Source organism: Streptomyces sp. CA-243310 (assembly GCF_050936775.1).
Lineage (GTDB): Bacteria > Actinomycetota > Actinomycetes > Streptomycetales > Streptomycetaceae > Streptomyces.
Map to the genome: position 1 here is coordinate 2,644,412 of NZ_JBNJMF010000002.1, position 22,637 is coordinate 2,667,048.

Here is a 22,637-nt window from a genome sequence, read left to right on the forward strand (position 1 = left end):
CGGTGGCGGGCGGGCCCGGTCATCCGGCGTCCTGCGCGCGGTGGAACGGCAGCCGGGGGTCGATGTCCTGGCCGGCCCAGGTGTCCCGGATCCAGCCGTGGTCGGGGTGGTCGCTGATCAGCCACTCCCTGGTCCGGTCGGGGCCGGCCATCACGTTCAGGTAGTACATGTCGTGCCCGGGCGCCGCGATGGACGGCCCGTGCCAGCCGTCGGGGATGAGCACGGCGTCTCCGGTCCTCACCTCGGTGAGGATGTCGGTCTTCCCGGCCGGCGAGGGGGAGACACGCTGGTAGCCGAGGCCTGGGACGTCGTCGTGCGGGGCGATCTCGAAGTAGTAGATCTCCTCCAGCCGGGACTCCCGGCCGGGCCGGTGCTCGTCGTGCTTGTGGGGCGGGTACGAGGACCAGTTCCCGCCGGGGGTGAGGACCTCGACGGCGATGAGCCGGTCGCACTCGAAGACGTCGGCGGCGGCGAAGTTGTTGACCTGGCGGGAGCAGGTGCCGGCGCCCCGGAGTTCCACGGGAACCTCGCGGGCGGGCCCGTACCGGGCGGGCAGCGTCCTCTCGCAGCGCGCCCCGACGAGGGCGAAGCGGCCCCCGTCGGCGGATTCGATCGAGGCGTGGCCGCCGCGGGGCAGGTACGCGAAGTCGGTGACCGCGCGGAACACGTCGGGGCGCCCGCGCAGTTCGAAGACCCGTTCCGTCGCGGGGCCGGCGCCCGCGGGCTCGGTGCACCGCACCACGCACCCTCCCGCCAGCGGGAGGACGATCCACTCGTGGTCACCGCACGCGTGCGGGTGCGTCTCGCCCGGGGCGAGTTCCACCACCCGCAGCGCGGTCAGCCTCATGTCTTTCGACACGGTCACCGCCACGACCCCAGCACCTCCTCGACCTCTTCGGCGTACGGCATGGCCGTGGAGCAGGCCAGCCGGGAGGCCACGATGGCCCCGGCCGCGTTCGCGTACCGCAGCACCTGCTCCAGCTTCCACCCGGCGAGCAGCCCGTGGCACAGCGCGCCGCCGAACGCGTCGCCCGCGCCGAGGCCGTTCACCACCTCGACGGCCACCGGCGGCAGCTCGACGGTCGTCCCGTCCCGGTGGACGGCCAGGACGCCGGCGGGGCCGCGCTTGACGACGGCCAGTTCCACGCCGGCCGCCAGCAGCGCCCGGGCGGCGGCGTACGGCTCGCTCTCGCCGGTGGCGACCTCGCACTCCGCGGTGTTCCCGACGGCCACGGTCGCCAGGGCCAGGGCGCGTTCGTACCAGGGCCCCGGATCCCCCTCCCACAGCATCGGCCGCCAGTCCAGGTCGAAGACGGTCGTCCCGGACTTCGAGCGGGCCTCCAGCGCCGCGAGGGTCGCGCTCCGGCTCGGCTCCGCGCTCAGGCCCGTCCCCGTCATCCAGAACACCCGGGCCGCCCGTACGGCCTCCACGTCCACCTCGTCGGGTGCGATCTCCAGGTCGGGGGCCTTGGGGAGCCGGTAGAAGTACAGCGGGAAGTGGTCGGGCGGGAAGATCTCGCAGAAGGTGACGGGCGTCGGGTACGCGGCCACCTCGGTCGCCCAGCGGTCGTCCACGCCGAACCCCCGCAGCTCGGCCCGCAGGTACGCCCCGAACGGGTCCGCGCCGGTGCGGGTGATCACCGCCACCCGCCGCCCCAACCGGGCCGCCGCCACGGCGACGTTGCTCGGGGAGCCGCCGAGGAACTTGCCGAAGGCGTCGACCTCGGCGAGCGGTACCCCCGTTCTCAGCGGGTAGAGATCCACCCCGATCCGGCCCATCGTGATCAGGTCGAACGCGGACCCCTCCGCGGCGTTCACCGGCACGTCCGTCACGTCTCCTCTTTCCCCCGAACCTCTTCTTCCCCGTCCCGTCGAGCCTCGCACCCTAAGGTGGCCGCCATGACGTCCTCCCCGCCCACGTTGACCCGTATCCGTGTCGGTTCGGCTCCGGACTCCTGGGGTGTCTGGTTCCCCGAGGATCCCCGGCAGACTCCCTGGGACCGCTTCCTCGACGAGGTCGCGGACGCCGGGTACGAGTGGATCGAACTCGGCCCGTACGGCTACCTGCCCACCGATCCCGTCCGTCTCGCCGACGAGACCGCCCGGCGCGGCCTGCGGGTGTCCGCGGGCACCGTCTTCACCGGACTCCATCACGGCCCCGCCGTCTGGGAGGAGACCTGGGAGCACGTGTCGCGGATCGCGGCGCTCACCCGGGACATGGGCGCGGCCCACCTCGTCGTCATCCCCTCGTTCTGGCGCGACGACAAGACCGGCGAGGTGCTGGAGGACCGCACGCTGACGCCCGGTCAATGGCGTGATCTGGCCGCCCAGACGGAGCGGCTGGGGCGGGAGGTCCAGGACCGGTACGGGTTGCGGATCGTCGTCCACCCGCACGCCGACACGCACATCGACACCCCGGAGAACGTCGCCCGGTTCCTCGACGCGACGGATCCCGCGCTGGTGTCCCTCTGCCTGGACACGGGGCACTACGCGTACTGCGGCGGGGACAGCGTCCGGGCCGTGGAGACCTTCGGGGAGCGGATCGGCTACCTGCATCTGAAGCAGGTGGATCCGGCGGTCCTCGCCGAGGTCGTGGCGCAGGGGTTGCCCTTCGGGCCGGCCGTCGCCCGCGGGGTGATGTGCGAGCCGCCGTCGGGGGTGCCCGCGCTGGAACCGGTGCTGGCGGCGGCGCAGGCCCTCGGTGTGGACCTGTTCGCGATCGTCGAGCAGGACATGTACCCGTGTTCGCCGGACCGGCCGCTGCCGATCGCCCGCCGGACCCGCTCCCACCTGCGCTCCTGTGGCGCGCGCTGACCCTTTGAGAGGACGTGACATGACCGACTCGCTCGGCATCGCCGTGATCGGCACCGGAAGGATGGGCGCCGACCACGTCCGTCGCATCGGCCGGACGGTCGGTGGGGCCCGCGTGGTGGCGGTGGCGGACCCGGACGGCGACCGCGTCAAGGAGGTCGCGGGCGGCCTGGCCGGCGCGAGCGCGCACACCGACCCGGAGGCCGCGATGGCCGCGCCCGGTGTGGACGCCGTACTGATCGCCTCCCCCGGCCCGGCGCACGAGGAGGCGATCCTGCACGCCCTGCGACAGGGGCTGCCGGTGCTGTGCGAGAAGCCGCTGACCCCCGATCCGGCCGGCGCGCTGCGGATCATGGAGGCGGAGCAGCGGTTGGGCCGCAGGCTGGTCCAGGTCGGTTTCATGCGGCGCCACGACGCCGAGTACGAGCGTCTGAAGGAGCTGCTGGACGCGGGCGGGATCGGGCGACCGTTGTTCCTGCACTGCCGGCACCGCAACGCCGCCTCGCCGTCCTTCTTCACCAGCGACATGCTGATCAGCGATTCCGTGGTGCACGAGGTGGACGCGGCCCGCTGGCTGCTGGGCCAGGAGGTCACGGCGGTGACCGTCCTGTCCCCCACCCCGTCGTCGGCCGCCCCGTCCGGGCTGAGCGACCCGCGTTTCGTGCTGTTCGAGACGTCCGGTGGCGCGATCGTGGACGTGGAGATCTTCGTCAACTGCGGTTTCGGCTATCAGGTCCGGTGCGAGGCGGTCGGCGAGTCCGGCAGTGCCCGGATCGGTGACGGCCACGCGATGGTCGTCGAGTCGGCCGGCCGGTGGGGCGGGGAGATCACCCAGGACTTCACCACCCGGTTCGCCGACGCGTACGACCGGCAGATGCGGCGGTGGGTGGCGGCTGCCGCGCGGGGCGGCATCGCCGGGCCCGACGCGTGGGACGGGTACGCGGCGGCCGCGGTGTCCGAGGCGGGGCTCGCCGCGGCGCGCGGCGGGGTGCGGACGCCGGTGGAGTTGGTGGAACGGCCCCCGCTGTACCGCTGACCGCGCACCGTCGGCCCCCGCCGCACCGCCGGCCCCACACCGTCGACCGGTCATTTCATCCCACTCGACCCCTGTGTCATGTCTGTCACGGAGGTCGCCCTTGTGTCACGCATATCCGCATTTCGCGGGTTTTCCGTCACAGGGGCGCGACAGCCCCTCCCCCTCGCTCACTCGCCGTCGTTCTTCGGGCACAACCCGAGTGATCGTCACTGTCCACGCGCCGGCTCCCCCGACGGCCGCCCGGCCGGCCCCGCGGCGTGGACAAGGAGGTGTCGTCGATGAGCGACCGGCAGCTGTGGTCGTACAAGGAGATCGCCGCGCACATCCGGGTCCAGCCGGACACCGTGCGCTCCTACCGCAAGCACGGACTGCTCCCGGCCCCGGACCACGTGGAGGGCGGCAAGCCCTACTGGCACGCCGACACCATCCGCGCCTGGGTGGCCCGGCGCCCGGGCAACCGGGGGCGGCGCGAGGATTGAAACGGTCGACGGAGGTCGAGAACACTCGCGTCAATACCCCCTAGGGGTATAGTCTCGAAGTGACGGGAGCACGGTGGAGTACACACCGCCGCTTCCGGCGACCGCACACGCCCCCGACGAGGAGAACGACATGAGCGCCGAGACGGACACCCAGACCACCACCGTCTACCGGGTGACCGGCATGACCTGCGGGCACTGCGAGGGCGCGGTGACCGGCGAACTCACCACCCTGCCGGGCGTGACCTCGGTCAAGGCCGTCGCCGCCACCGGCGAGGTCACGGTGATCTCGACCGCCCCCCTCGACGAGGATGCCGTGCGCGCCGCCGTGGACGAGGCCGGCTACGAGCTCGCCGGCCAGGCCTGAGCCCCACACCTCCCTCGGCAACACCCGCCGGGTCGTACCGGCCGACTCATACCGGACCCGTACGACCCGGCCCTCCCCCCCGGAGCCGGACATGAGCGGCAGCACAGTGCACGACGGACCCGCGACAGCGGCCGACACCACCGAGACCGAACTGACCATCGGCGGCATGACCTGCGCCTCCTGCGCGGCCCGCATCGAGAAGAAGCTGAACCGGATGGACGGGGTCACCGCAACGGTGAACTACGCCACCGAGAAGGCGAAGGTCTCGTACGCGGGTGACGTACGGGTGGCCGACCTGATCGCGACGGTGGTCAGAACCGGGTACACCGCCGAGGAGCCCCCGCCCCCGGAGCCGGCTCCGACGGCCGCCCCGACGGAGACGCGATCCACCGGGCGGGCCGCACCCGACCCCGAGCTGTCGGCCCTGCGCCAACGACTCCTGGTGTCCGTCGCCCTGTCCCTGCCCGTGGTGCTGCTCGCCATGATCCCCGCCCTGCAGTTCGACAACTGGCAGTGGCTCTCGCTCACCCTGGCAGCCCCCGTGGTCGTGTGGGGCGGCTTCCCCTTCCACAAGGCCGCCTGGACCAACGCCCGGCACGGCGCGGCCACCATGGACACCCTGGTCTCGGTCGGCACCCTGGCCGCCTTCGCCTGGTCGCTGTGGGCCCTGTTCTTCGGGCACGCGGGCATGCCGGGGATGCGTCACGGCTTCGACGTCACCATCTCGCGCACGGACGGCTCCTCCGCGATCTATCTGGAGGTCGCGGCCGGGGTCGTCTCCTTCATCCTGCTCGGCCGCTATCTGGAGGCCCGCTCGAAGCGGAAGGCGGGCGCGGCCCTGCGGGCCCTGCTCGAACTCGGCGCCAAGGACGTGGCCGTGCTGCGCGGGGGCACCGAGGTGCGGATCCCGGTGGCCGCGCTCGTGGTGGGCGACCGGTTCGTCGTCCGACCCGGCGAGAAGATCGCCACCGACGGCACCGTCGTCGAGGGCGCCTCCGCCGTGGACGCCTCGATGCTGACCGGCGAGTCCGTGCCCGTGGACGTCGGGGTCGGCGACGCCGTCACCGGCGCAACCGTCAACGCCTCCGGGCGCCTGGTCGTCGAGGCCGGCCGGATCGGCTCCGACACCCAGCTCTCCCGCATGGCGAAGCTGGTCGAGGACGCGCAGAACGGCAAGGCCGAGGTACAACGACTGGCCGACCGGGTCTCCGGGATCTTCGTGCCGATCGTCCTGCTGCTCGCCCTCGGCACCTGGGTGACCTGGCTGCTCGTCACCGACGACCCGACGGCCGCATTCGGCGCCGCCGTGGCCGTCCTGATCATCGCCTGCCCGTGCGCGCTCGGCCTGGCCACCCCGACCGCCCTGATGGTCGGCACCGGGCGCGGGGCCCAGCTCGGCATCCTGATCAAGGGGCCCGAGGTCCTGGAGTCCACCCGCCGGGTGGACACCGTCGTCCTCGACAAGACCGGAACGGTCACCACCGGCCGGATGACCCTGTCCGGCGTGCACGCCGCCGAGGGCACCACCGAGGAGGAAGTGCTGCGCCTGGCCGGTTCGTTGGAGCACGCCTCCGAGCACCCGATCGCCCGCGCCCTGGCCGACGGCGCGGCGCGGCGGGTCGGATCCCTGCCGGTCCCGGAGGGTTTCGAGAACCTGGCGGGGCTCGGCGTACGGGGCGTGGTGGACGGACACGCCGTACTGGTGGGCCGGGAGCGGCTGCTGACCGAGCGGGGGGTCACCCTGCCGGAGTCGCTGGCCGGGGCCAGGGCCGCGGCCGAGGCGGCGGGCGCCACGGCGGTGCTGGTCGCCTGGGACGGGACGGCGCGCGGGGTGTTGACCGTGGCCGACGCCGTGAAGGACACCAGCGCCGAGGCGGTCGCCCGACTGCGCGCGCTCGGCCTCACGCCGATCCTGTTGACCGGCGACAACAAGGCCGTGGCCGAGGCGGTGGCGGCCGAGGTGGGCATCGACGAGGTGATCGCCGAAGTGCTCCCACAGGACAAGGTGGACGTGGTCCGGCGGCTTCAGGAGCAGGGCCGTACGGTCGCCGTGGTGGGCGACGGGGTCAACGACGCCGCCGCACTGGCCCGGGCCGACCTGGGGCTGGCGATGGGCACCGGCACCGACGCGGCCATCGAGGCGAGCGACCTGACGCTCGTACGCGGCGACCTGCGGGTGGCGGCGGACGCGATCCGACTGTCGCGCAGGACCCTGGCCACCATCAAGGGCAACCTGTTCTGGGCCTTCGGATACAACGTGGCGGCGCTGCCGCTGGCGGCGGCCGGCCTGCTCAACCCCATGATCGCCGGTGCGGCGATGGCCTTCTCTTCGGTGTTCGTGGTGACCAACAGCCTCCGGTTGCGGTCGTTCCGATAGGGGATCGCCTTCGCACCGTGCGCACATCTCCTTCACGGGAGACGCAGATCACAGTGATTCGAACGTAACCATCGGGCGGTTGCACGGGTCTAATGGGGCGGTGCCAGGAACGTCTTGGGGGACGTTCGCGGGAGGTCTTGGGGGACGTCCCGAGGCATCAGCCGGCCGGGACGCGTGCTCAACGGGGAGCTTTGAGCGGCCCTCCCGACCCGTACGGGTCCCGGCAAAAGCCCCATTGGAGTGCCCCGACGCGGCGCTCCTCGCCGACACCTCGGCTCGGGTCCCGTGGGGGGAATCCGTTCCGGGGAAAGGAAAGCGCCCCGACCGTCGACCCGTGGGGGGATCGACGGCGGGGCGCTTTTCGTACGCGTTCGCGCGGCTCTTGACCTCGGGTCAGCGGGCCTCGACCGGAACGAAGTCGCGCAGGACCTCGCCGGTGTAGATCTGGCGCGGACGGCCGATGCGGGAGCCGGGCTCCTTGATCATCTCGTGCCACTGGGCGATCCAGCCGGGAAGCCGGCCGATCGCGAAGAGCACGGTGAACATCTCGGTCGGGAAGCCCATGGCCCGGTAGATCAGGCCGGTGTAGAAGTCCACGTTCGGGTAGAGGTTGCGCTCGACGAAGTACTCGTCGGCCAGCGCGTGCTCTTCCAGCTTGAGCGCGATGTCGAGCAGTTCGTCGCTCTTGCCGAGCGCCGAGAGGACATCGTGGGCCGCCGCCTTGATGATCTTCGCCCGGGGGTCGAAGCTCTTGTAGACGCGGTGCCCGAAGCCCATGAGGCGGACGCCGTCTTCCTTGTTCTTCACCTTGCGGATGAAGGCGTCGACGTCGCCGCCGTCGTTCTTGATGCCTTCCAGCATCTCCAGAACGGACTGGTTGGCGCCACCGTGCAGCGGACCCCACAGGGCCGAGATGCCGGCGGAGATCGAGGCGAACATGTTCGCCTGCGAGGAGCCGACCAGACGCACGGTGGACGTCGAACAGTTCTGCTCGTGGTCCGCGTGCAGGATCAGCAGCTTGTCGAGCGCCGACACCACGACCGGGTCCAGGTCGTACTCCTGGGCCGGCACGGAGAAGGTCATGCGCAGGAAGTTCTCGACGTAGCCGAGGTCGTTGCGCGGGTAGACCACGGGGTGGCCGACCGACTTCTTGTACGCGTACGCGGCGATCGTCGGGAGCTTGGCCAGCAGCCGGATCGTCGAGAGGTGGCGCTGCTTCTCGTCGAACGGGTTGTGGCTGTCCTGGTAGAACGTCGACAGCGCGCTGACCACGGAGGACAGCATCGCCATCGGGTGCGCGTCGCGCGGGAAGCCGTCGTAGAACCGCTTGACGTCCTCGTGGAGCAGCGTGTGCTGGGTGATCTCGTTGCGGAACGACGCGAGCTGGTCGACGGTCGGCAGCTCCCCGTTGATCAGCAGGTACGCGACCTCGATGAAGGTCGAACGCTCGGCCAGCTGCTCGATCGGGTAGCCGCGATAACGCAGGATTCCCTGCTCGCCGTCGAGGTAGGTAATCGCGGACTTGTAGGCGGCGGTGTTGCCGTAGCCACTGTCCAAGGTGACGAGCCCGGTCTGGGCCCGCAGCTTCGAGATGTCGAAGCCCTGGTCACCGACGGTGCTCTCGACCACCGGGTAGGTGTATTCACCGTCCGCGTACCGGAGTACTACAGAGTTGTCGCTCACGTCATCCCTCACCGACGTAGTGCCTCTTCTTCGAGGTGCCCTGACTGCCTCTACCTTCCCCCATTTGGCGCAGGAGAGTGCACTCGGGGTCGGCCTTTGGTGGCTTTGGCGGCACTGAGTGCCGCCAACCTGCTCATCCTGCCCGCTCCGGACTGCGGCGGGAACCCCAAATGATCGATCATTTAGGTGATGTTTCCCACCGGTATCCGGCCGGACAGCCTGGGCGCCACCGCCGTGTACCTCCTGCCTGCGGAAACCGTACGCACCGCCTGGCCGAGGGCCTTCCGTGACCCGACCAGGACGACCAGTTTCTTCGCCCTGGTCACCGCCGTGTAGAGCAGATTGCGCTGGAGCATCATCCAAGCCCCGGTGGTGACCGGGATCACGACCGCCGGATATTCACTCCCCTGGGAACGGTGGATGGTGACGGCGTACGCGTGGGCCAGCTCGTCGAGTTCGGAGAACTCGTAGCCGACCTCCTCGTCCTCCTCCGTGCGCACCGTCAGTTTCTGTTCGTCCAGGTCGAGGGCGGTGACCACGCCCACCGTGCCGTTGAAGACACCGTTGGCGCCCTTCTCGTAGTTGTTCCGGATCTGGGTGACCTTGTCGCCCACCCGGAAGACCCGGCCGCCGAACCTCTTCTCGGGCAGGTCGGGGCGGGCCGGCGTGATGGCCTGTTGCAGCAGGGCGTTGAGGTTCCCGGCGCCGGCCGGGCCCCGGTGCATGGGCGCGAGGACCTGGATGTCCCGGCGCGGATCGAGGCCGAACTTGGCCGGAATGCGACGTGCGGCGACGTCCACGGTGAGCCGGCCCGCCTCCTCGGTGTCCTCCTCGGGGAAGAGGAAGAAGTCCGGCAGGCCGTCGGTGAGGGGCTGTACGCCGGTGTTGATCCGGTGCGCGTTGGTGACGACGCCCGACTGCTGCGCCTGCCGGAAGATCCGGGTCAGCCGTACGGCGGGCACCGGGCCGCCCTCGGCGAGCAGGTCGCGGAGCACTTCCCCGGCGCCGACCGAGGGGAGCTGGTCCACGTCTCCGACCAACAGCAGGTGCGCGCCGGGAGCGACGGCCTTGACCAGTTTGTTGGCGAGCAGCAGGTCCAGCATCGAGGCCTCGTCCACCACGACGAGATCGGCGTCCAGCGGGCGCTCCCGGTCGTACGCCGCGTCCCCGCCGGGTTTCAGCTCCAGCAGCCGGTGCACGGTGGAGGCCTCGGCCCCGGTGAGTTCCGAGAGGCGTTTCGCGGCGCGGCCGGTGGGCGCGGCGAGCAGCACCTTGGCCTTCTTGGCGCGGGCCAGTTCCACGATCGAGCGGACGGTGAAGGACTTGCCGCAGCCGGGGCCGCCGGTGAGGACGGCGACCCTGCGGGTGAGGGCGAGTTGGACCGCCTCGCGCTGTTCGGGGGCGAGCTTGGCCCCGGTGCGGCCCGCCAGCCAGTCCAGGGCCTTCTCCCAGTCCACGTCGCGGAAGCCCGGCATCCGGTCCTCCTCGGCGTGCAGGAGCCGGCGGACCTGGCCGACCAGGGACAGTTCGGCCCGGTGGAAGGGGACCAGGTAGACCGCGGTGAGGGGCGGGCCGCCCTGGGGGTCGGGCACGGGCTCGCGGACCACCCCCTCGGGGTCGGCGGCCAGTTCGGCGAGGCAGTCGATGACCAGCCCGGTGTCCACCTGGAGGAGTTTGACCCCGTCGGCGATCAGCCGTTCCTCGGGGAGGAAGCAGTGGCCCTGGTCGGTGGACTGGGACAGGGCGTACTGGAGCCCGGCCTTGACCCGCTCGGGGCTGTCGTGGGGGATGCCGACGGCCTGGGCGATGCGGTCGGCGGTCAGGAAGCCGATGCCCCAGACGTCGGCGGCGAGCCGGTAGGGCTGGTTGCGCACGACGGAGATGGAGGCGTCGCCGTACTTCTTGTAGATGCGCACCGCGATGGAGGTGGAGACGCCGACTCCCTGGAGGAAGACCATGACCTCCTTGATGGCCTTCTGCTCCTCCCAGGCGGCGCCGATCAGCTTCGTCCGCTTGGGGCCGAGCCCGGGGACCTCGATGAGCCGCTTGGGCGCTTCCTCGATGACGTCCAGGGTGTCGAGGCCGAAGTGCTCCACGATCCGGTCGGCGATCTTCGGTCCGATGCCCTTGATGAGGCCGGAGCCGAGGTAGCGCCGGATGCCCTGGATGGTGGCGGGAAGGATGGTGGAGTAGTTCTCGACGCTGAACTGCCTGCCGTACTGGGGGTGGGAGCCCCAGCGGCCCTCCATGCGCAGGGATTCGCCGGGCTGCGCCCCGAGGAGCGATCCGACGACGGTGAGGAGGTCGCCGGAACCGCGTCCCGTGTCGACGCGGGCGACGGTGTAGCCGCTCTCCTCGTTGGCGTAGGTGATGCGCTCCAGCACCCCCTCGACCACTGCCGGTTGCACCGCTCCGCTGGTGGTAGTCATGCCCTGAAGCTACCGGGCGCCACCGACGGCGCGGCGGGCCTGTGGAGAACCGGGTGCCGGGCGACCAGAAGGGGGTCCGACCTTCCGGCCGGACCCCCTCACGGTTACCCCTCCCTCGTCGGACTTCCCGATCCCCCCGGATCCCCTCCCGAAAGTCCCGACGCACCATACGACCCGCCACACCCATCGGGGGTTGCACGGCGATCCACGTCTTTGCCTCTCCATTACCCGAGCCGTACGCGAGTGCGATCCGAGATGCCACGCAATCACCTCAGACGTAGCGTTTCAGGCATGAGCGAACCCTCTTTCCAGGACGACGTGCTCCATGAGCTCGACGACGACAGGCTCACCGAGATCGCGGGCCTCCTCGGCACCGACGCGGCCGGCGCGCGCGACACGATCGCGACCACGGTCGGCGCGATGACCGGTGACCTCCAGCAGAAGGTCGAGGCCGACGACCACGACGGCGACGAGGTCCGCCAGGCCGTCGCGGAGGTGGCCGAACCGCCGTTGCAGGGCGTGGCCACGCTCGGCGGCGGGCTGCTGGGCGGCGGGCTGATGGCCGGCGTCCTCGCCAAGGTGAGCAAGCCGGTGGCCAACGCGGTGTCGAAGAAGACCGGCATCCCCGCGCCCACCGTCGCCCGGGTCATCGAGCTGCTGATCCCGGTGGTGTTGGCGGTCTTCGCCAAGCGGGCGGCCGACAAGGGCACGGGCGCGGCCCCCGGCGCGGCGCCGGGTTCCGCGGGAGCGGGTTCCGGGCCGGCGCCGGGCGGTGGCCTCGGTGACGTGTTGGGGCAGATCCTGGATGGCGGCAAGAAGTAGGTCCCGGGGCGGCCACCCGTCCGGAGCAGCCGCGCGCCGCGTGCGCCGGGCCGTCCCCGCGGGGGCGGGCCCGGTGCCCCCGGCCCGCTCCGCGCGCTATCCTCGGGCGCCATGGAGCCCCCTGGTGACCACTCTTCCGCGCGGGTTCGGCTACGGGAGCCGGTCCCCGGCGAGTTGGGGTGGATCGTGTCGCGGCATGGCGCCCTGTACGCCGCCGAGTACGGCTGGAACCAGGAGTTCGAGGGCCTGGTGGCCGGGGTCGTCGCACGGTTCGCCGAGGACCACGACCCCCATCTGGAGCGCGTCTGGATCGCCGAGCTGAACGGCGAGCCGGTCGGCTCGGTGATGTGCGTACGCGAAGACGGACAGCCCGGCGCCGCGCGCCTGCGGCTGCTGCTGGTCGAGCCGAAGGCGCGCGGTCACGGCGTCGGAGCCCTCCTCGTCGACACCGTCGTCTCCTTCGCCCGCTCGGTCGGCTACCGCGAGCTGGTGCTGTGGACGAACGACGTCCTGGAGTCGGCCCGTTCCGTCTACCGGCGGGCCGGATTCACCCTGGTCGCCGAACGGCCGCACCGCTCGTACGGGGTCGCGCTCACGGGGCAGGACTGGCGGCTGCCGCTCCGGTAGCTCCCACCGCGCCGAGGGGCGCGACGGCGGCCGTACGGGGCTTCGCCCGTGCGGGCGCCAGGGAGGTCAGGCCGACCCCGCCGACGAGGAGCACGGCGGCCAACCAGCGCAGGCCGGAGACGGACTCGCCGAGGACCAGCGCGGCCGAGGACATCCCGAACACGGGTACCAGCAGCGAGAACGGCGCCACCGAGGAGGCCGGGTAGCGGCGCAGCAGGTGGCCCCAGGCGCCGAAGCCGAACACCGTCGACACCCAGGCGACGTAACCGATGACGGCCACCCCGGACCAGTCCAGGGCCCGCAGCGCGGCCAGGTCCCGCTCGGGTCCCTCCAGCAGCAGCGAGAGCGCGAGCAGCGGCAGCACCGGGACGGTGCACACCCAGACCATGAAGTTCAGCGCGTCGGGCGGGGCGGCCTTGCGGGTCAGCACGTTGGACACGCCCCAGCAGGCGGCGGCCGCGACGACCAGGACGAAGCCGAGCACCGGCCCGGAGGCGCCCCCGTCGGCGGCGGCGACGCCGATCCCGGCGAGCGCGACGACCATGCCGATCAGCCGTACCCGGCCGGGCCGCTCGCGCAGCACGACGGTGGCGAGGACGGCGGTGAAGACGGCCTGGACCTGGAGGACCAGGGAGGAGAGGCCGGCCGGCATCCCGGCGGCCATGCCGGTGAACAGGAGGCCGAACTTGGCGATGCCGAGGGCCACTCCGACGCCGACGACCCACTTCCAGGCGACCTTGGGCCGGCCGACGAGGAACACGGCGGGCAGCGCGGCGACGAGGAAGCGCAGGGCGGAGAGCAGCAGGGGCGGGAAGTGGCCGAGTCCGATCTCGATGACGACGAAGTTGAAGCCCCAGACGGCGGCGACGAGAACGGCGAGTGCGGTGTGTACGGGACGCATGGTCCGAGCATCAGCCTCCGGACCATGTAGCACCAGCGCGGATCTCTTCCGGGATGGATGAAGCATCGCTTACGAATGGTCGGGCTCCCGGGTCTATCCTGGGCCCATGCTCGATCTGGCTCGGCTGCGCGCCCTGCACGCCGTCTCCGTCCACGGTTCGGTCGCGGGCGCGGCGGCGGCACTCGGCTACACCCCCTCGGCCGTCTCCCAGCAGATCGCCAAGCTGGAACGGGAGACCCGCACCACACTGCTGGAACGGCGCGGTCGCGGGGTCGCCCTCACCGAGGAGGCCCGGCATCTCGCCGACACCGCGCGGGAGTTGCTGGCGATCGTGGAACGCGCCGAGACCACGTTGGAGGAGCGGCGAGGGCAGCCGAGCGGGCTGCTGACGGTGGCCGCCTTCGCCTCGGCGGCGCGCGGCCTGCTGCCGGCGGTGCTGGCCGACCTGGCCGCCCGGCATCCGGCCCTGGACGTCCGCCTCACGGAGGTGGACCCCCACCTCTCGGTGGACCTGGTGGCCCGCGGGGTCACCGACCTGGCGGTGGCGCACGACTGGGACATCGCCCCACTGCCGGCCCCCGAGGGCGTCGAGCAGGCGGTCATCGGGGACGACCCCTGCCGGCTGGTGGTGCCGGCGGGGCACCCGTTCACCGCGCGGGCCGTGATCCGGCGGGCGGACCTGGGCGGCCAGCGGTGGGTGTGCCAGCCGCCGGGGCGGGTCTGCCACGACTGGTTGACCCGGACGCTGCGCACCGCCGGGTTCGAGCCGGACATCGCGCACGTCGCCGAGGAGAACCACACCATCGTGGCGTTGGTCGCCGCCGGACTGGGCGTGGCCGTCGTACCGCGCCTGGGCACCGGCGCGTTGCCGCCGGGGGCGGTGGCCGTCCGGCTCGAACCGGGTCCGGTGCGCAGGCTGTACGCCCTGTGGCGGACCGGGGCCGCCCGACGCCCGGCCATCACCGAGACGGTGCGCACGCTCCGGGAACACTGGGTCGCGGCGGCCCCGGGGCCGGAGACCGGGCCCTGACGCGCGAGGCGGCGCCGGCCGCGCCGGCCGCACCCCGTCCGGGGGACTCCGCGAGTGTCCGGGACTCCCCCGGCGCGCCCCGGCAGTAGCGTCCGGCGGGTGTCACACCACGCCTCCCGCCGGTCCCTGCTCGCCGCGGCCGCCCTTGCCGCCGTCACGGCCGCCGGGGCCGCCTCCGCGGCCTCGGGCGCCCACCACGCCCCGGACGACCCACGCGCCCCGGGGCGGACCCCGGGCGGGCCCTGGAGTCATCGGCCCGACCGGGCCGCGCTGCGCCGGTCGACGGCCGGGATGAGCCTGGCCGAGAAGGTCGGCCAACTCTTCGTGTCCCGGGTGTACGGGCATTCGGCGACCGACCCGGATCCGGCGGACGCCGAGCAGAACCTGACGCTCTTCGGGGTGCGCACCGCCGCCGAACTCGTCGCCCGCTACCACCTCGGCGGGATCGTCTACTTCGCCTGGGCCCACAACACCCGGGCCCCGCACCAGATCGCCGACCTGTCCAACGGTCTCCAGCGGGCGGCGGCGGCCACCGGGGCGGGCGTGCCGCTGCTGCTCTCCACCGACCAGGAGCACGGCGCCGTCACCCGGATCGGCAGGCCGGCGACCCTGCTGCCGGGGGCGATGGCGCTGGGCGCGGGGGGTTCGGCCGCGCGGGCCCGCCGGGCGGCGCGGATCGCGGGCGTGGAACTGGCCGCGATGGGCATCCGGCAGGACTACGCGCCGGTGGCCGACGTGAACGTCAACCCGGCCAACCCGGTGATCGGCGTACGGTCCTTCGGCTCCGACCCGCGCGCGGTGGCGGCCCTGGTCGCCGCACAGGTCCGCGGCTACCAGGGGGCGGGGGTGGCCGCCGCGGCGAAGCACTTCCCCGGCCACGGCGACACCGAGACGGACAGCCACGTCGGGCTCCCGGTGATGCGGCACACCCGCGCCGTCTGGGAGGAGCTGGACGAACCCCCGTTCCGCGCGGCCGTCGAGGCGGGAGTGGACGTCGTCATGACGGCGCACATCGTCTTCCCCGCGCTCGACCCGTCGCTGGACCCGGCGACGCTCTCCCGGCCGATCGTGACCGGCATCCTGCGCGAACGCCTCGGCTTCCGGGGGGTGGTGGTCACCGACGCCCTCGACATGGCCGGGGTCCGCCAGAAGTACGGGGACGACCGGGTCCCGGTACTGGCGCTGAAGGCGGGCTGCGATCAGCTGCTGAACCCGCCGGACCTCGCGCTCGCGCACCGCAGCGTGCTCGCGGCCGTGGAGTCGGGCGAGCTGACGGAGGCCCGCATCGAGGAATCGGTCCTGCGGATCCTGGAACTGAAGGCCCGACGCGGGTTGTTCGAGGACCCCTACACCTCGGCCCGTGCGGTGGACGCCGCCGTCGGCACGCCCGCGCACCTGGCCGCCGCCGACGAGATCGCGGCCGGTACGACGACCCTGCTGGCCAATCCCCTGCGGTTGCTGCCCCTGGACCCGGCTCTCGCGCCGCGGCTGTTGGTGACGGGGACGGACCCGGTGTCCCCCTCGGGTACCACCGGACCTCCCACGGAGGTACTGGCGCGGGAGCTGACCGCCCTGGGCTGCCGGGCGTCGGCGGTGCCCCCGGGCCGCGCGGTCGCGGCGGCTCCGGGCCACGCGGCCGTCCTCGTGTGCACGTACAACGTCCCGGAGGGCGAGAGCCCGCAGCGCGCCCTGGTGACGGAACTGCTCGCGTCCGGGGTCCCCGTGGTCGTGGTGGCGATCCGCAACCCGTACGACCCGGCCCGGCTGCCGACGTGCGCGGCGGAGGTGGCGACGTACTGCTGGACGGACGTGGAGATGCGGGCGGCGGCCCGGGTGATCACCGGCCGGCGGCGGCCCGAGGGCCGTCTCCCGGTCCCGGTGCCGGGCCGCTACCCGCTGGGCCACGGGCTTGCGTACGAGTAGGTCCCCGTACGCCGGCCCGCGGCCCCGAACCCCTGCGGGAGGGTTACGGCCGCAGCTGCGGCTCGCGCTCCAGGTCCCGCTGGTCGAGCCGCGCGTCCGGCGAGGCCAGCGGCTTCGCCTTCGCCGAGTCGGTGAGCGCGGCGGCCGGGGCCACCCCGGCCCACTTCAGGATCCGCGCGGTCGCGAGGGCCTTCTCGCCCTCCTGGAGCTGCGCGACGTTCGCCCCGTGGTTGGCGCCCGGCGCGATCATCACGTAGCTGTCCTTGACCTTGTACCCGAGGTGGAAGGGCTCGGCGCCCCACGGGTCGTTCTGCCCGTACACGAACAGCATCTGGTTCGCGTTGTCGCGCACCCAGCGGTCCACGTCCGTCATGGCCCCCGGCTGGAAGGTCATCGGGATGTCGCGGGGCACGAAGTTGCGCGGCGGCTGGTAGCCGTAGCGGCTCAGGCCCTTGAGGTGCGGCTGCTTGATGTCGGGCGAACCGAGCTGGGTACCCGCCTGGTAGTAGTACGGCGTGTACGTCTCAAGGCCCTGGTCGGCGTAGGCCGAGAAGCCCGAGATCGCGTCGATCGTGTCCCAGATCTCCTGGTCGGACGCGGTCGCGGCGGTCGGGATCGCGGCGCAGTCGGCCAGCAGGCTGTACTGCCAGAACGCCCAGCTGTAGTCGAGCACGACGGCCTCGTAGGCCTTGTCGAGGTTCCCGACGGTGGTGAAGGTCCAGCCGTTCTCGGTGGCGGCGGTCGCGTACTTGGCCTCCAGCGGAACGCGGCGGATCAGCGCCTCGCGCTGCACGTTGTTCAGCTTGTCGCGGCACTCCTTGGTGCCGACCTTGTTGAAGAACCGGTCGTACGCCGAGTCCTCCTTGTTGTTGACGTCGTTCGGCGCGACGTACGCGACGACACCGTCCATGTCACGCGGGTAGAAGCGCTCGTAGTACGTCGCCGTCATGCCGCCCTTGCTGCCGCCCGTGGCGATCCAGTTCTTGCTGTAGATCTTCTTGAAGGCGGTGAAGATGCGGTGCTGGTCGCTGGCGGCCTGCCAGATGTCCAGGTTGCCCCAGTTGGCCGGCTCGGGCCGGGAGGGCGTGAAGAATCGATACTCCAGGGACACCTGGTTGCCGTCGACGATGGTCGTCGGCTCGCTCCGGCGCGGGTTGGTGTTGACGTTGTAGCCGGAGGTGAAGAAGACCGTGGGCCGGGACGTGTCCTTGTGCAGCAGGGTGAGGCGCTGCTTGAAGGTGCCCTTCGACGGGTTCCGGTGGTCGACCGGCTGCTCGTAGTTGAGTACGAAGAAGCGGTACCCGGGGTACGGCTTCTCCTCGATCAGACTCATCCCCGGGATGCCGAGGATCCGGTCCTTGATGTCCGTGGCGGCGGTCGGCCCCGCGGCGGTGGCCGCCTGAGCCGTGACACCGGCCGCGCCCATGGTGCCGATGAGCACCACGAGCGACAGCAGCCATCCGAGCGTCTTGCGCATGCACCCTCCCCTTGAGTTCACTTCGGTCGCCGTGAACCTAGCGGGGTCGACACGCCGCTGAACAGACCCGGTTGGATCGATCGGCCGCAAAGTCGTGATCAAGCCACGATCAGCACAGGATCCAGCCGGAAGAGGTCGATCCGGCGGCCACGCTGCCCTTGACGAACACGCAGCGGTTGATCGCGCCGACGGTGACGGGGCCCGCGTACCTGGTGAATCGGCCCGCGTCGCGCACCGGCACACCGCCGCGCGGCTGGATGCTCACCGCCATCTCCCGGCGCTCGCCCGGCCGCGAGGCGACCGTGATCGCGCAGGCCTGGGTACGGCTCTTGTAGACCCGCACCTCGCCCGTCGAGAAGGGCAGCGTCCTCACCAGCCGCCCCCCGCACCCGGTGGTCGCCGCCTGCGCCGGGGGCGCCGCGATGACCCCTGTGACACCCAGCCACAGTGCCGCCCCGAACACCCCGAAGGTCACGGTCCGTGTCCGGCCGCGCCTGCTTCGCCTCTGCATCACGCTGGTCCCCCGATCCGGCGCACGTCGTGCGCACGCACGTACGTACGACGCGCGGACCCCCCGGATGGTTGCACCCCACAAGGGCACCCCGAAGGGGCAGGTCCATGCCCGAACAGGGCGCGCGGGGACGGCTGTAGAGGCGCCGGCACCGCGCCGCCGGCGTTGGCGGCGGCGCGGTGCCGGCGGCTGTGACAGGACGCGGATCGGGTGTCGGGGAGCGGACGGGGGGTCAGGCCGCGGCCCGCTCGTCCTCCCCCGCGAAGGTCCGCCACAGCTCGGCGTACCGGCCGCCCCGCGCGAGGAGTTCACCGTGCGTGCCGTCCTCCACGACGCGGCCCCGGTCCATGACGACGACCCGGTCGGCGCGGGCGGCCGTGGTCAACCGGTGTGCCACGACGAGCGTGGTGCGCTTGCCGGCGAGCCGTTCCGTGGCCAGGTTGACCTGTGCCTCGGTGGCCAGGTCGAGGGCGGCGGTGGCCTCGTCGAGCAGCAGCACGTCCGGGTCGACGAGTTCGGCGCGGGCCAGGGCGATCAGCTGGCGCTGACCGGCCGACAGGTTGCGGCCCCGTTCCGCGACGGTGTGCAGGTAGCCGCCGTCGAGGGTGGCGATCATGTCGTGGGCGCCGACCGCGCGGGCCGCCGCCTCCACGTCGGCGTCGCTCGCCTCGGCCCGCCCGTAGGCGATGGCGTCGCGGACCGTACCCGGGAAGAGGTACGACTCCTGGGGGACGACCCCGAGCCGGTGGCGGTACTCCGTCAGGTCGAGCTCCCGCAGGTCCACGCCGTCCGCGGTGACCCGGCCGCCGGTCGGGTCGTAGAACCGGGCCACGAGCTTGACCAGCGTGGACTTGCCCGCCCCGGTCTCGCCCACGAAGGCGACGGTCTGCCCGGCGGGTATCCGCAGGGTGATCCCGGCCAACGCGTCGCCCTTCGCCCCCCGCTCCTCGGCGGCGCCGTAGGCGAAGTGGACGTCCTCGAAGGCGACCTCGCCCCGAAGCCGGGGCAGCGCGCGAGGATCCGCCGGACGCGGGGTGGTGGTGGGCTCGCGCAGCAGGTCCTGGATCCGGCCCAGGGAGACGGTGGCCTGCTGGTACCCGTCGAACACCTGGGAGAGCTGCTGGACGGGGGCGAAGAACAGGTCGATGTAGAGCAGGTAGGCGACGAGGGCGCCGGTGGTGAGCGTGGCCGCCTCCACCCGGCCCGCGCCGGCGATCAGCACGGCCGCGGCGGCGCCCGAGGACAGCAGTTGCACGAACGGGAAGTAGACCGATATCAGCCACTGGCCGCGCACCCGGGCCTGGCGGTACGCGTCGCTGCGCTCGGCGAACCGGGCCGCACCGTCGTGCTCGCGCCGGAACGCCTGGACGATGCGGAGCCCCGCCACGGACTCCTGGAGGTCGGCGTTGACGCTGCTGACCCGGTCGCGTGCCAGCTCGTACGCGGCGACCGACTTGCGACGGAACACGATCGTGCCGACGACCAGCACGGGCAGGGTGGCGAAGACGATCAGGGCCAGCTCGACGTCGAGGACGAGGAGGGCCACCAGGATGCCGAGGAAGGTGAAGACGGACACGACGGCGGTGACGAGCCCGGTCTGGAGGAACGTGGACAGGGCGTCGACGTCGGTGGTCATCCGCGTCATGATCTTGCCGGTCAGCTCGCGCTCGTAGTAGTCGAGGCCGAGGCGCTGGAGCTGGGCGAAGATCTTGACGCGCAGGGCGTACAGCACGCGCTCGCCGGTGCGCCCCGTCATGCGGGTCTCGGAGAACTGCGCGGCCCACTGCCCGATGACCACCAGGAGGGCCAGCCCGGAGGCCACCCACACCGCGCCCAGGGCGGCCTGCTCGACGCCCTGGTCGATGCCGTGCCGGATCAGGATCGGCAGCAGCAGGCCCGCGCCCGCGTCGAGCGCGACCAGGCCGAGGCTGATGGCGAGCGGCGCCCAGAAGCCGCGGAGCAGTCGGCGCAGGCCGTAGCTCTCCTCGGCCGACGCGGCCCGGGTCTCGTCCACTGCGGGCAGGTCGTCGGCCGGCGGCAGCGCGGCCACCTGCGCGAGCAACTCGGGGGTCGCGGGCATCCCCGCGACCGCCCCGGCCATGGAATGCCCGGCTCCGGGGGCCCGCAGGCCCGTGCTCGCGGCGGGTCCGGCCGCCGCCTTGGCGTCGTCCTGGCGCTGCCAGAGTTCGGGGGTGATCCCGCCGGCGACCCGGCGCTTGGCGTTCACGGGCTCCGAGTCGATCTCCGCCTCGATCTCGATGTCCCGGTCGATGTCGCGCTCGATGTCGCGCTCGACGTTCCGCTCGACGTTCCGCTCGACGTCCCGGTCGACACCGCACTCGATGTCGCGTTCGAACTCGGTCATCGCGGGCGTCTCGCGGACGCGCGGGGAACCGGCGCCGAGGGCCTCGGGATCGGTCAGCAGCCTGCGGTAGAGGGGCGAGCGGCTCTCCAGCTCCTCGTGCGTGCCGATGTCGGAGAGCCGACCCCGATCCAGTACCGCGATCCGGTCGGCCAGCGCGAGCGTGGACCGGCGGTGGGCGATGAGCAGGGTCGTACGACCGGCCATCACGGCCCGCAGCGCCTCGTGGATCTCGTGCTCGACGCGGGCGTCGACGGCGGACGTCGCGTCGTCGAGGAGCAGCAGCCGGGGGTCGGTCAGGATGGCGCGGGCGAGCGCGACGCGCTGGCGCTGGCCGCCGGAGAGGGTGAGGCCCTGTTCACCGACCGTGGTCTCGTACCCGGCGGGCAGGTCGCGGATGAACCCGTCGGCCTGCGCGGCCAGGGCCGCCGCCTCGATCTGCGCGTCGGTGGCGTCGGGGCGCCCGTAGGAGATGTTGGCGCGGAGGGTGTCGGAGAAGAGGAACGAGTCCTCGGGCACCAGCCCGATCGCGCCGCGCAGCGAGCCGTACGTCAGGTCGCGCACGTCGTGCCCCCCGACCCGGATGGCGCCGCGGTCGGCGTCGTAGAAGCGCGGCAGCAGCAGCGAGACGGTGGACTTGCCGCTTCCCGAGGCGCCGACGAGCGCGACGGTCTCGCCCTCCCGGATGGCGAGCGAGAACCCGTCGAGCACGGGGCGCGCCGGGTCGTAGCCGAAGACGACGTCCTCGAACTCCACGGTGGCGGGCGCGTCGGCCGGCAGCTCCCGCTCCCCCTCGCGGATCACGGGTTCGGTGTCGATCAGCTCGAAGACCCGCTCGGCGCCGGCGCGGGCCTGCTGGCCGACGGTGAGGACCATGGCGAGCATGCGGACGGGGCCGACGAGCTGCGCGAGGTAGGTGGAGAAGGCGACGAAGGTACCGAGGGTGACCTGCCCCTTGGTGGCCATCCAGCCGCCGAGGGCCAGGATGGCGACCTGCCCGAGGGCGGGCACGGCCTGGAGGGCCGGGGTGTAGCGCGAGTTGAGCCGGATGGCCCGCATCCGTCCGCCGAACAGCCTGCGGCCGGCTTCGCGGAGCTTGCCGGTCTCCTGCTCCTCCTGCCCGAAGCCCTTGACGACGCGGACGCCGGTCACGGCCCCGTCGACGACACCGGCGACCGCGGCGGCCTGGGCCTGCGCGTACCAGGTGGCGGGGAAGAGCTTCCTGCGGCTGCGCTTGGCGATGAACCACAGCACGGGGGCCATGAGCAGGGCGACCAGGGTCAGCAGCGGCGACAGCCACAGCATGATCCCCAGGGATATCCCGAAGAGCAGGAAGTTCCCGATGGTCATGGGCAGCATGAACAGCAGGCCCTGGATGAGCTGGAGGTCGCTGGTGGCGCGACCGATGACCTGGCCGGTCGACAGCTCGTCCTGGCGACGGCCGTCGAGGCGGGCGATCGAGTCGTACATGTCGGTGCGCAGGTCGTGCTGCACATCGAGCGCGAGCCGGCCGCCGTAGTACCTGCGTATGTACGTCATCACGTACACGAGCGCGGCCGCGCCTATGAGCATCCCCGCCCACGGGCCCATGGGCCGACTCTTGTCACCTATGACGTCGTCGAGGATGATCTTGGTCACCAGTGGCACGAGCGCCATGACGGCCATGCCGCCCAGCGAGGACCCGAGCGCGAGCAGCACATTGAGCCGGTACCGCCAGGTGTAGGCGGCCAGCCTCCTGCCCCAGCCCTGTATCTCCCCTGTCGCCGTCTGCGCCGCCGCCACGTGATGCCTCCCCGTTGTTTCGT

At 72.2% G+C, this 22,637-nt stretch carries 16 protein-coding genes and 1 pseudogene; 9 read left to right on the forward strand and 8 right to left on the reverse strand.

Features of this window, described 5'->3' with window-relative positions; genetic code table 11:
• Positions 1-19: 19 nt before the first annotated feature.
• Together iolB and iolC are read right to left on the reverse strand one after the other, a co-directional pair.
• A complete protein-coding gene (gene iolB / locus ACQEVM_RS29510; RefSeq protein ID WP_433085451.1) occupies positions 20-847 on the reverse strand; it encodes a 5-deoxy-glucuronate isomerase in 828 nt (275 codons plus the stop codon).
• Positions 848-861: 14 nt separating this feature from the next.
• Positions 862-1,779: a 5-dehydro-2-deoxygluconokinase gene (iolC, locus tag ACQEVM_RS29515; RefSeq protein ID WP_433085453.1), complete on the reverse strand. Its 918-nt coding sequence runs from the start codon at positions 1,777-1,779 to the stop codon at positions 862-864.
• Between the two features lie 120 nt (positions 1,780-1,899).
• Between iolC and ACQEVM_RS29520 the strand changes: the two genes are divergently transcribed.
• The 5 genes from ACQEVM_RS29520 to ACQEVM_RS29540 all read left to right on the forward strand — a co-directional run bounded on the left by ACQEVM_RS29520 (position 1,900) and on the right by ACQEVM_RS29540 (position 7,067).
• The gene (locus tag ACQEVM_RS29520; RefSeq protein ID WP_433084003.1) at positions 1,900-2,814 is read left to right on the forward strand and encodes a sugar phosphate isomerase/epimerase family protein; all 915 of its coding nucleotides are present in this window, start codon (positions 1,900-1,902) and stop codon (positions 2,812-2,814) included.
• A gap of 19 nt (positions 2,815-2,833) precedes the next feature.
• A complete protein-coding gene (locus tag ACQEVM_RS29525) occupies positions 2,834-3,847 on the forward strand; it encodes a Gfo/Idh/MocA family protein (protein ID WP_433084005.1) in 1,014 nt (337 codons plus the stop codon).
• 278 nt (positions 3,848-4,125) lie between these two features.
• Positions 4,126-4,326, forward strand: coding sequence for a helix-turn-helix transcriptional regulator (locus tag ACQEVM_RS29530; RefSeq protein WP_351377553.1), 201 nt, complete (start codon positions 4,126-4,128; stop codon positions 4,324-4,326).
• A gap of 130 nt (positions 4,327-4,456) precedes the next feature.
• Positions 4,457-4,690 (forward strand): heavy-metal-associated domain-containing protein, encoded by a 234-nt coding sequence (locus tag ACQEVM_RS29535; protein WP_053675008.1) that lies wholly within the window; start codon positions 4,457-4,459, stop codon positions 4,688-4,690.
• Between the two features lie 91 nt (positions 4,691-4,781).
• Entirely contained in the window at positions 4,782-7,067 is a 2,286-nt protein-coding gene (locus ACQEVM_RS29540; protein WP_433084008.1) for a heavy metal translocating P-type ATPase, read from the forward strand.
• 393 nt (positions 7,068-7,460) lie between these two features.
• Here the strand turns inward: ACQEVM_RS29540 and ACQEVM_RS29545 are convergent, their stop codons facing one another.
• Together ACQEVM_RS29545 and recD2 are read right to left on the reverse strand one after the other, a co-directional pair.
• A complete protein-coding gene (locus tag ACQEVM_RS29545; RefSeq protein ID WP_031149943.1) occupies positions 7,461-8,750 on the reverse strand; it encodes a citrate synthase in 1,290 nt (429 codons plus the stop codon).
• A gap of 182 nt (positions 8,751-8,932) precedes the next feature.
• The gene (recD2, locus tag ACQEVM_RS29550; protein ID WP_433084010.1) at positions 8,933-11,179 is read right to left on the reverse strand and encodes an SF1B family DNA helicase RecD2; all 2,247 of its coding nucleotides are present in this window, start codon (positions 11,177-11,179) and stop codon (positions 8,933-8,935) included.
• 291 nt (positions 11,180-11,470) lie between these two features.
• Between recD2 and ACQEVM_RS29555 the strand changes: the two genes are divergently transcribed.
• The gene (locus tag ACQEVM_RS29555) at positions 11,471-12,001 is read left to right on the forward strand and encodes a DUF937 domain-containing protein (RefSeq protein ID WP_433084012.1); all 531 of its coding nucleotides are present in this window, start codon (positions 11,471-11,473) and stop codon (positions 11,999-12,001) included.
• A gap of 144 nt (positions 12,002-12,145) precedes the next feature.
• Positions 12,146-12,628, forward strand: a pseudogene (locus ACQEVM_RS29560) (GNAT family N-acetyltransferase); the annotation flags it as partial.
• Here the strand turns inward: ACQEVM_RS29560 and ACQEVM_RS29565 are convergent.
• Positions 12,594-13,529, reverse strand: coding sequence for an EamA family transporter (locus ACQEVM_RS29565; protein ID WP_433084014.1), 936 nt, complete (start codon positions 13,527-13,529; stop codon positions 12,594-12,596). The pseudogene ACQEVM_RS29560 and the gene ACQEVM_RS29565 overlap by 35 nt on opposite strands.
• Positions 13,530-13,635: 106 nt before the next feature.
• Here ACQEVM_RS29565 and ACQEVM_RS29570 point away from each other — a divergent pair, with 106 nt between their 5' ends.
• Together ACQEVM_RS29570 and ACQEVM_RS29575 are read left to right on the forward strand one after the other, a co-directional pair.
• Entirely contained in the window at positions 13,636-14,559 is a 924-nt protein-coding gene (locus ACQEVM_RS29570; protein ID WP_433084016.1) for a LysR substrate-binding domain-containing protein, read from the forward strand.
• Between the two features lie 99 nt (positions 14,560-14,658).
• Positions 14,659-16,482: a glycoside hydrolase family 3 protein gene (locus ACQEVM_RS29575; protein ID WP_433084018.1), complete on the forward strand. Its 1,824-nt coding sequence runs from the start codon at positions 14,659-14,661 to the stop codon at positions 16,480-16,482.
• A 43-nt stretch (positions 16,483-16,525) separates the two neighbouring features.
• Here the strand turns inward: ACQEVM_RS29575 and ACQEVM_RS29580 are convergent, their stop codons facing one another.
• The 3 genes from ACQEVM_RS29580 to ACQEVM_RS29590 all read right to left on the reverse strand — a co-directional run bounded on the left by ACQEVM_RS29580 (position 16,526) and on the right by ACQEVM_RS29590 (position 22,614).
• Positions 16,526-17,959 (reverse strand): S28 family serine protease, encoded by a 1,434-nt coding sequence (locus tag ACQEVM_RS29580; RefSeq protein WP_433084020.1) that lies wholly within the window; start codon positions 17,957-17,959, stop codon positions 16,526-16,528.
• A 109-nt stretch (positions 17,960-18,068) separates the two neighbouring features.
• Complete coding sequence (locus ACQEVM_RS29585; protein ID WP_433084022.1) at positions 18,069-18,434, reverse strand: hypothetical protein; 366 nt, start codon at positions 18,432-18,434, stop codon at positions 18,069-18,071.
• A 268-nt stretch (positions 18,435-18,702) separates the two neighbouring features.
• Positions 18,703-22,614 carry an ABC transporter ATP-binding protein gene (locus tag ACQEVM_RS29590; protein WP_433084024.1) on the reverse strand — a complete coding sequence of 1,304 codons (3,912 nt, stop codon included), beginning with the start codon at positions 22,612-22,614 and terminating at the stop codon, positions 18,703-18,705.
• Between the last annotated feature and the right edge of the window lie 23 nt (positions 22,615-22,637).

Excerpts from the sequence above, each read along its gene's own strand:
- ACQEVM_RS29520 (WP_433084003.1), top strand. The coding sequence starts at position 1,900 with ATGACGTCCTCCCCGCCCACGTTGACCCGTATCCGTGTCGGTTCGGCT.
- ACQEVM_RS29570 (WP_433084016.1), top strand. The coding sequence starts at position 13,636 with ATGCTCGATCTGGCTCGGCTGCGCGCCCTGCACGCCGTCTCCGTCCAC.
- ACQEVM_RS29535 (WP_053675008.1), top strand. The coding sequence starts at position 4,457 with ATGAGCGCCGAGACGGACACCCAGACCACCACCGTCTACCGGGTGACC.
- ACQEVM_RS29565 (WP_433084014.1), bottom strand. The coding sequence starts at position 13,529 with ATGCGTCCCGTACACACCGCACTCGCCGTTCTCGTCGCCGCCGTCTGG.
- ACQEVM_RS29540 (WP_433084008.1), top strand. The coding sequence starts at position 4,782 with ATGAGCGGCAGCACAGTGCACGACGGACCCGCGACAGCGGCCGACACC.
- recD2 (WP_433084010.1), bottom strand. The coding sequence starts at position 11,179 with ATGACTACCACCAGCGGAGCGGTGCAACCGGCAGTGGTCGAGGGGGTG.
- ACQEVM_RS29525 (WP_433084005.1), top strand. The coding sequence starts at position 2,834 with ATGACCGACTCGCTCGGCATCGCCGTGATCGGCACCGGAAGGATGGGC.
- ACQEVM_RS29530 (WP_351377553.1), top strand. The coding sequence starts at position 4,126 with ATGAGCGACCGGCAGCTGTGGTCGTACAAGGAGATCGCCGCGCACATC.
- ACQEVM_RS29580 (WP_433084020.1), bottom strand. The coding sequence starts at position 17,959 with ATGCGCAAGACGCTCGGATGGCTGCTGTCGCTCGTGGTGCTCATCGGC.
- iolB (WP_433085451.1), bottom strand. The coding sequence starts at position 847 with ATGAGGCTGACCGCGCTGCGGGTGGTGGAACTCGCCCCGGGCGAGACG.
- ACQEVM_RS29555 (WP_433084012.1), top strand. The coding sequence starts at position 11,471 with ATGAGCGAACCCTCTTTCCAGGACGACGTGCTCCATGAGCTCGACGAC.
- iolC (WP_433085453.1), bottom strand. The coding sequence starts at position 1,779 with ATGGGCCGGATCGGGGTGGATCTCTACCCGCTGAGAACGGGGGTACCG.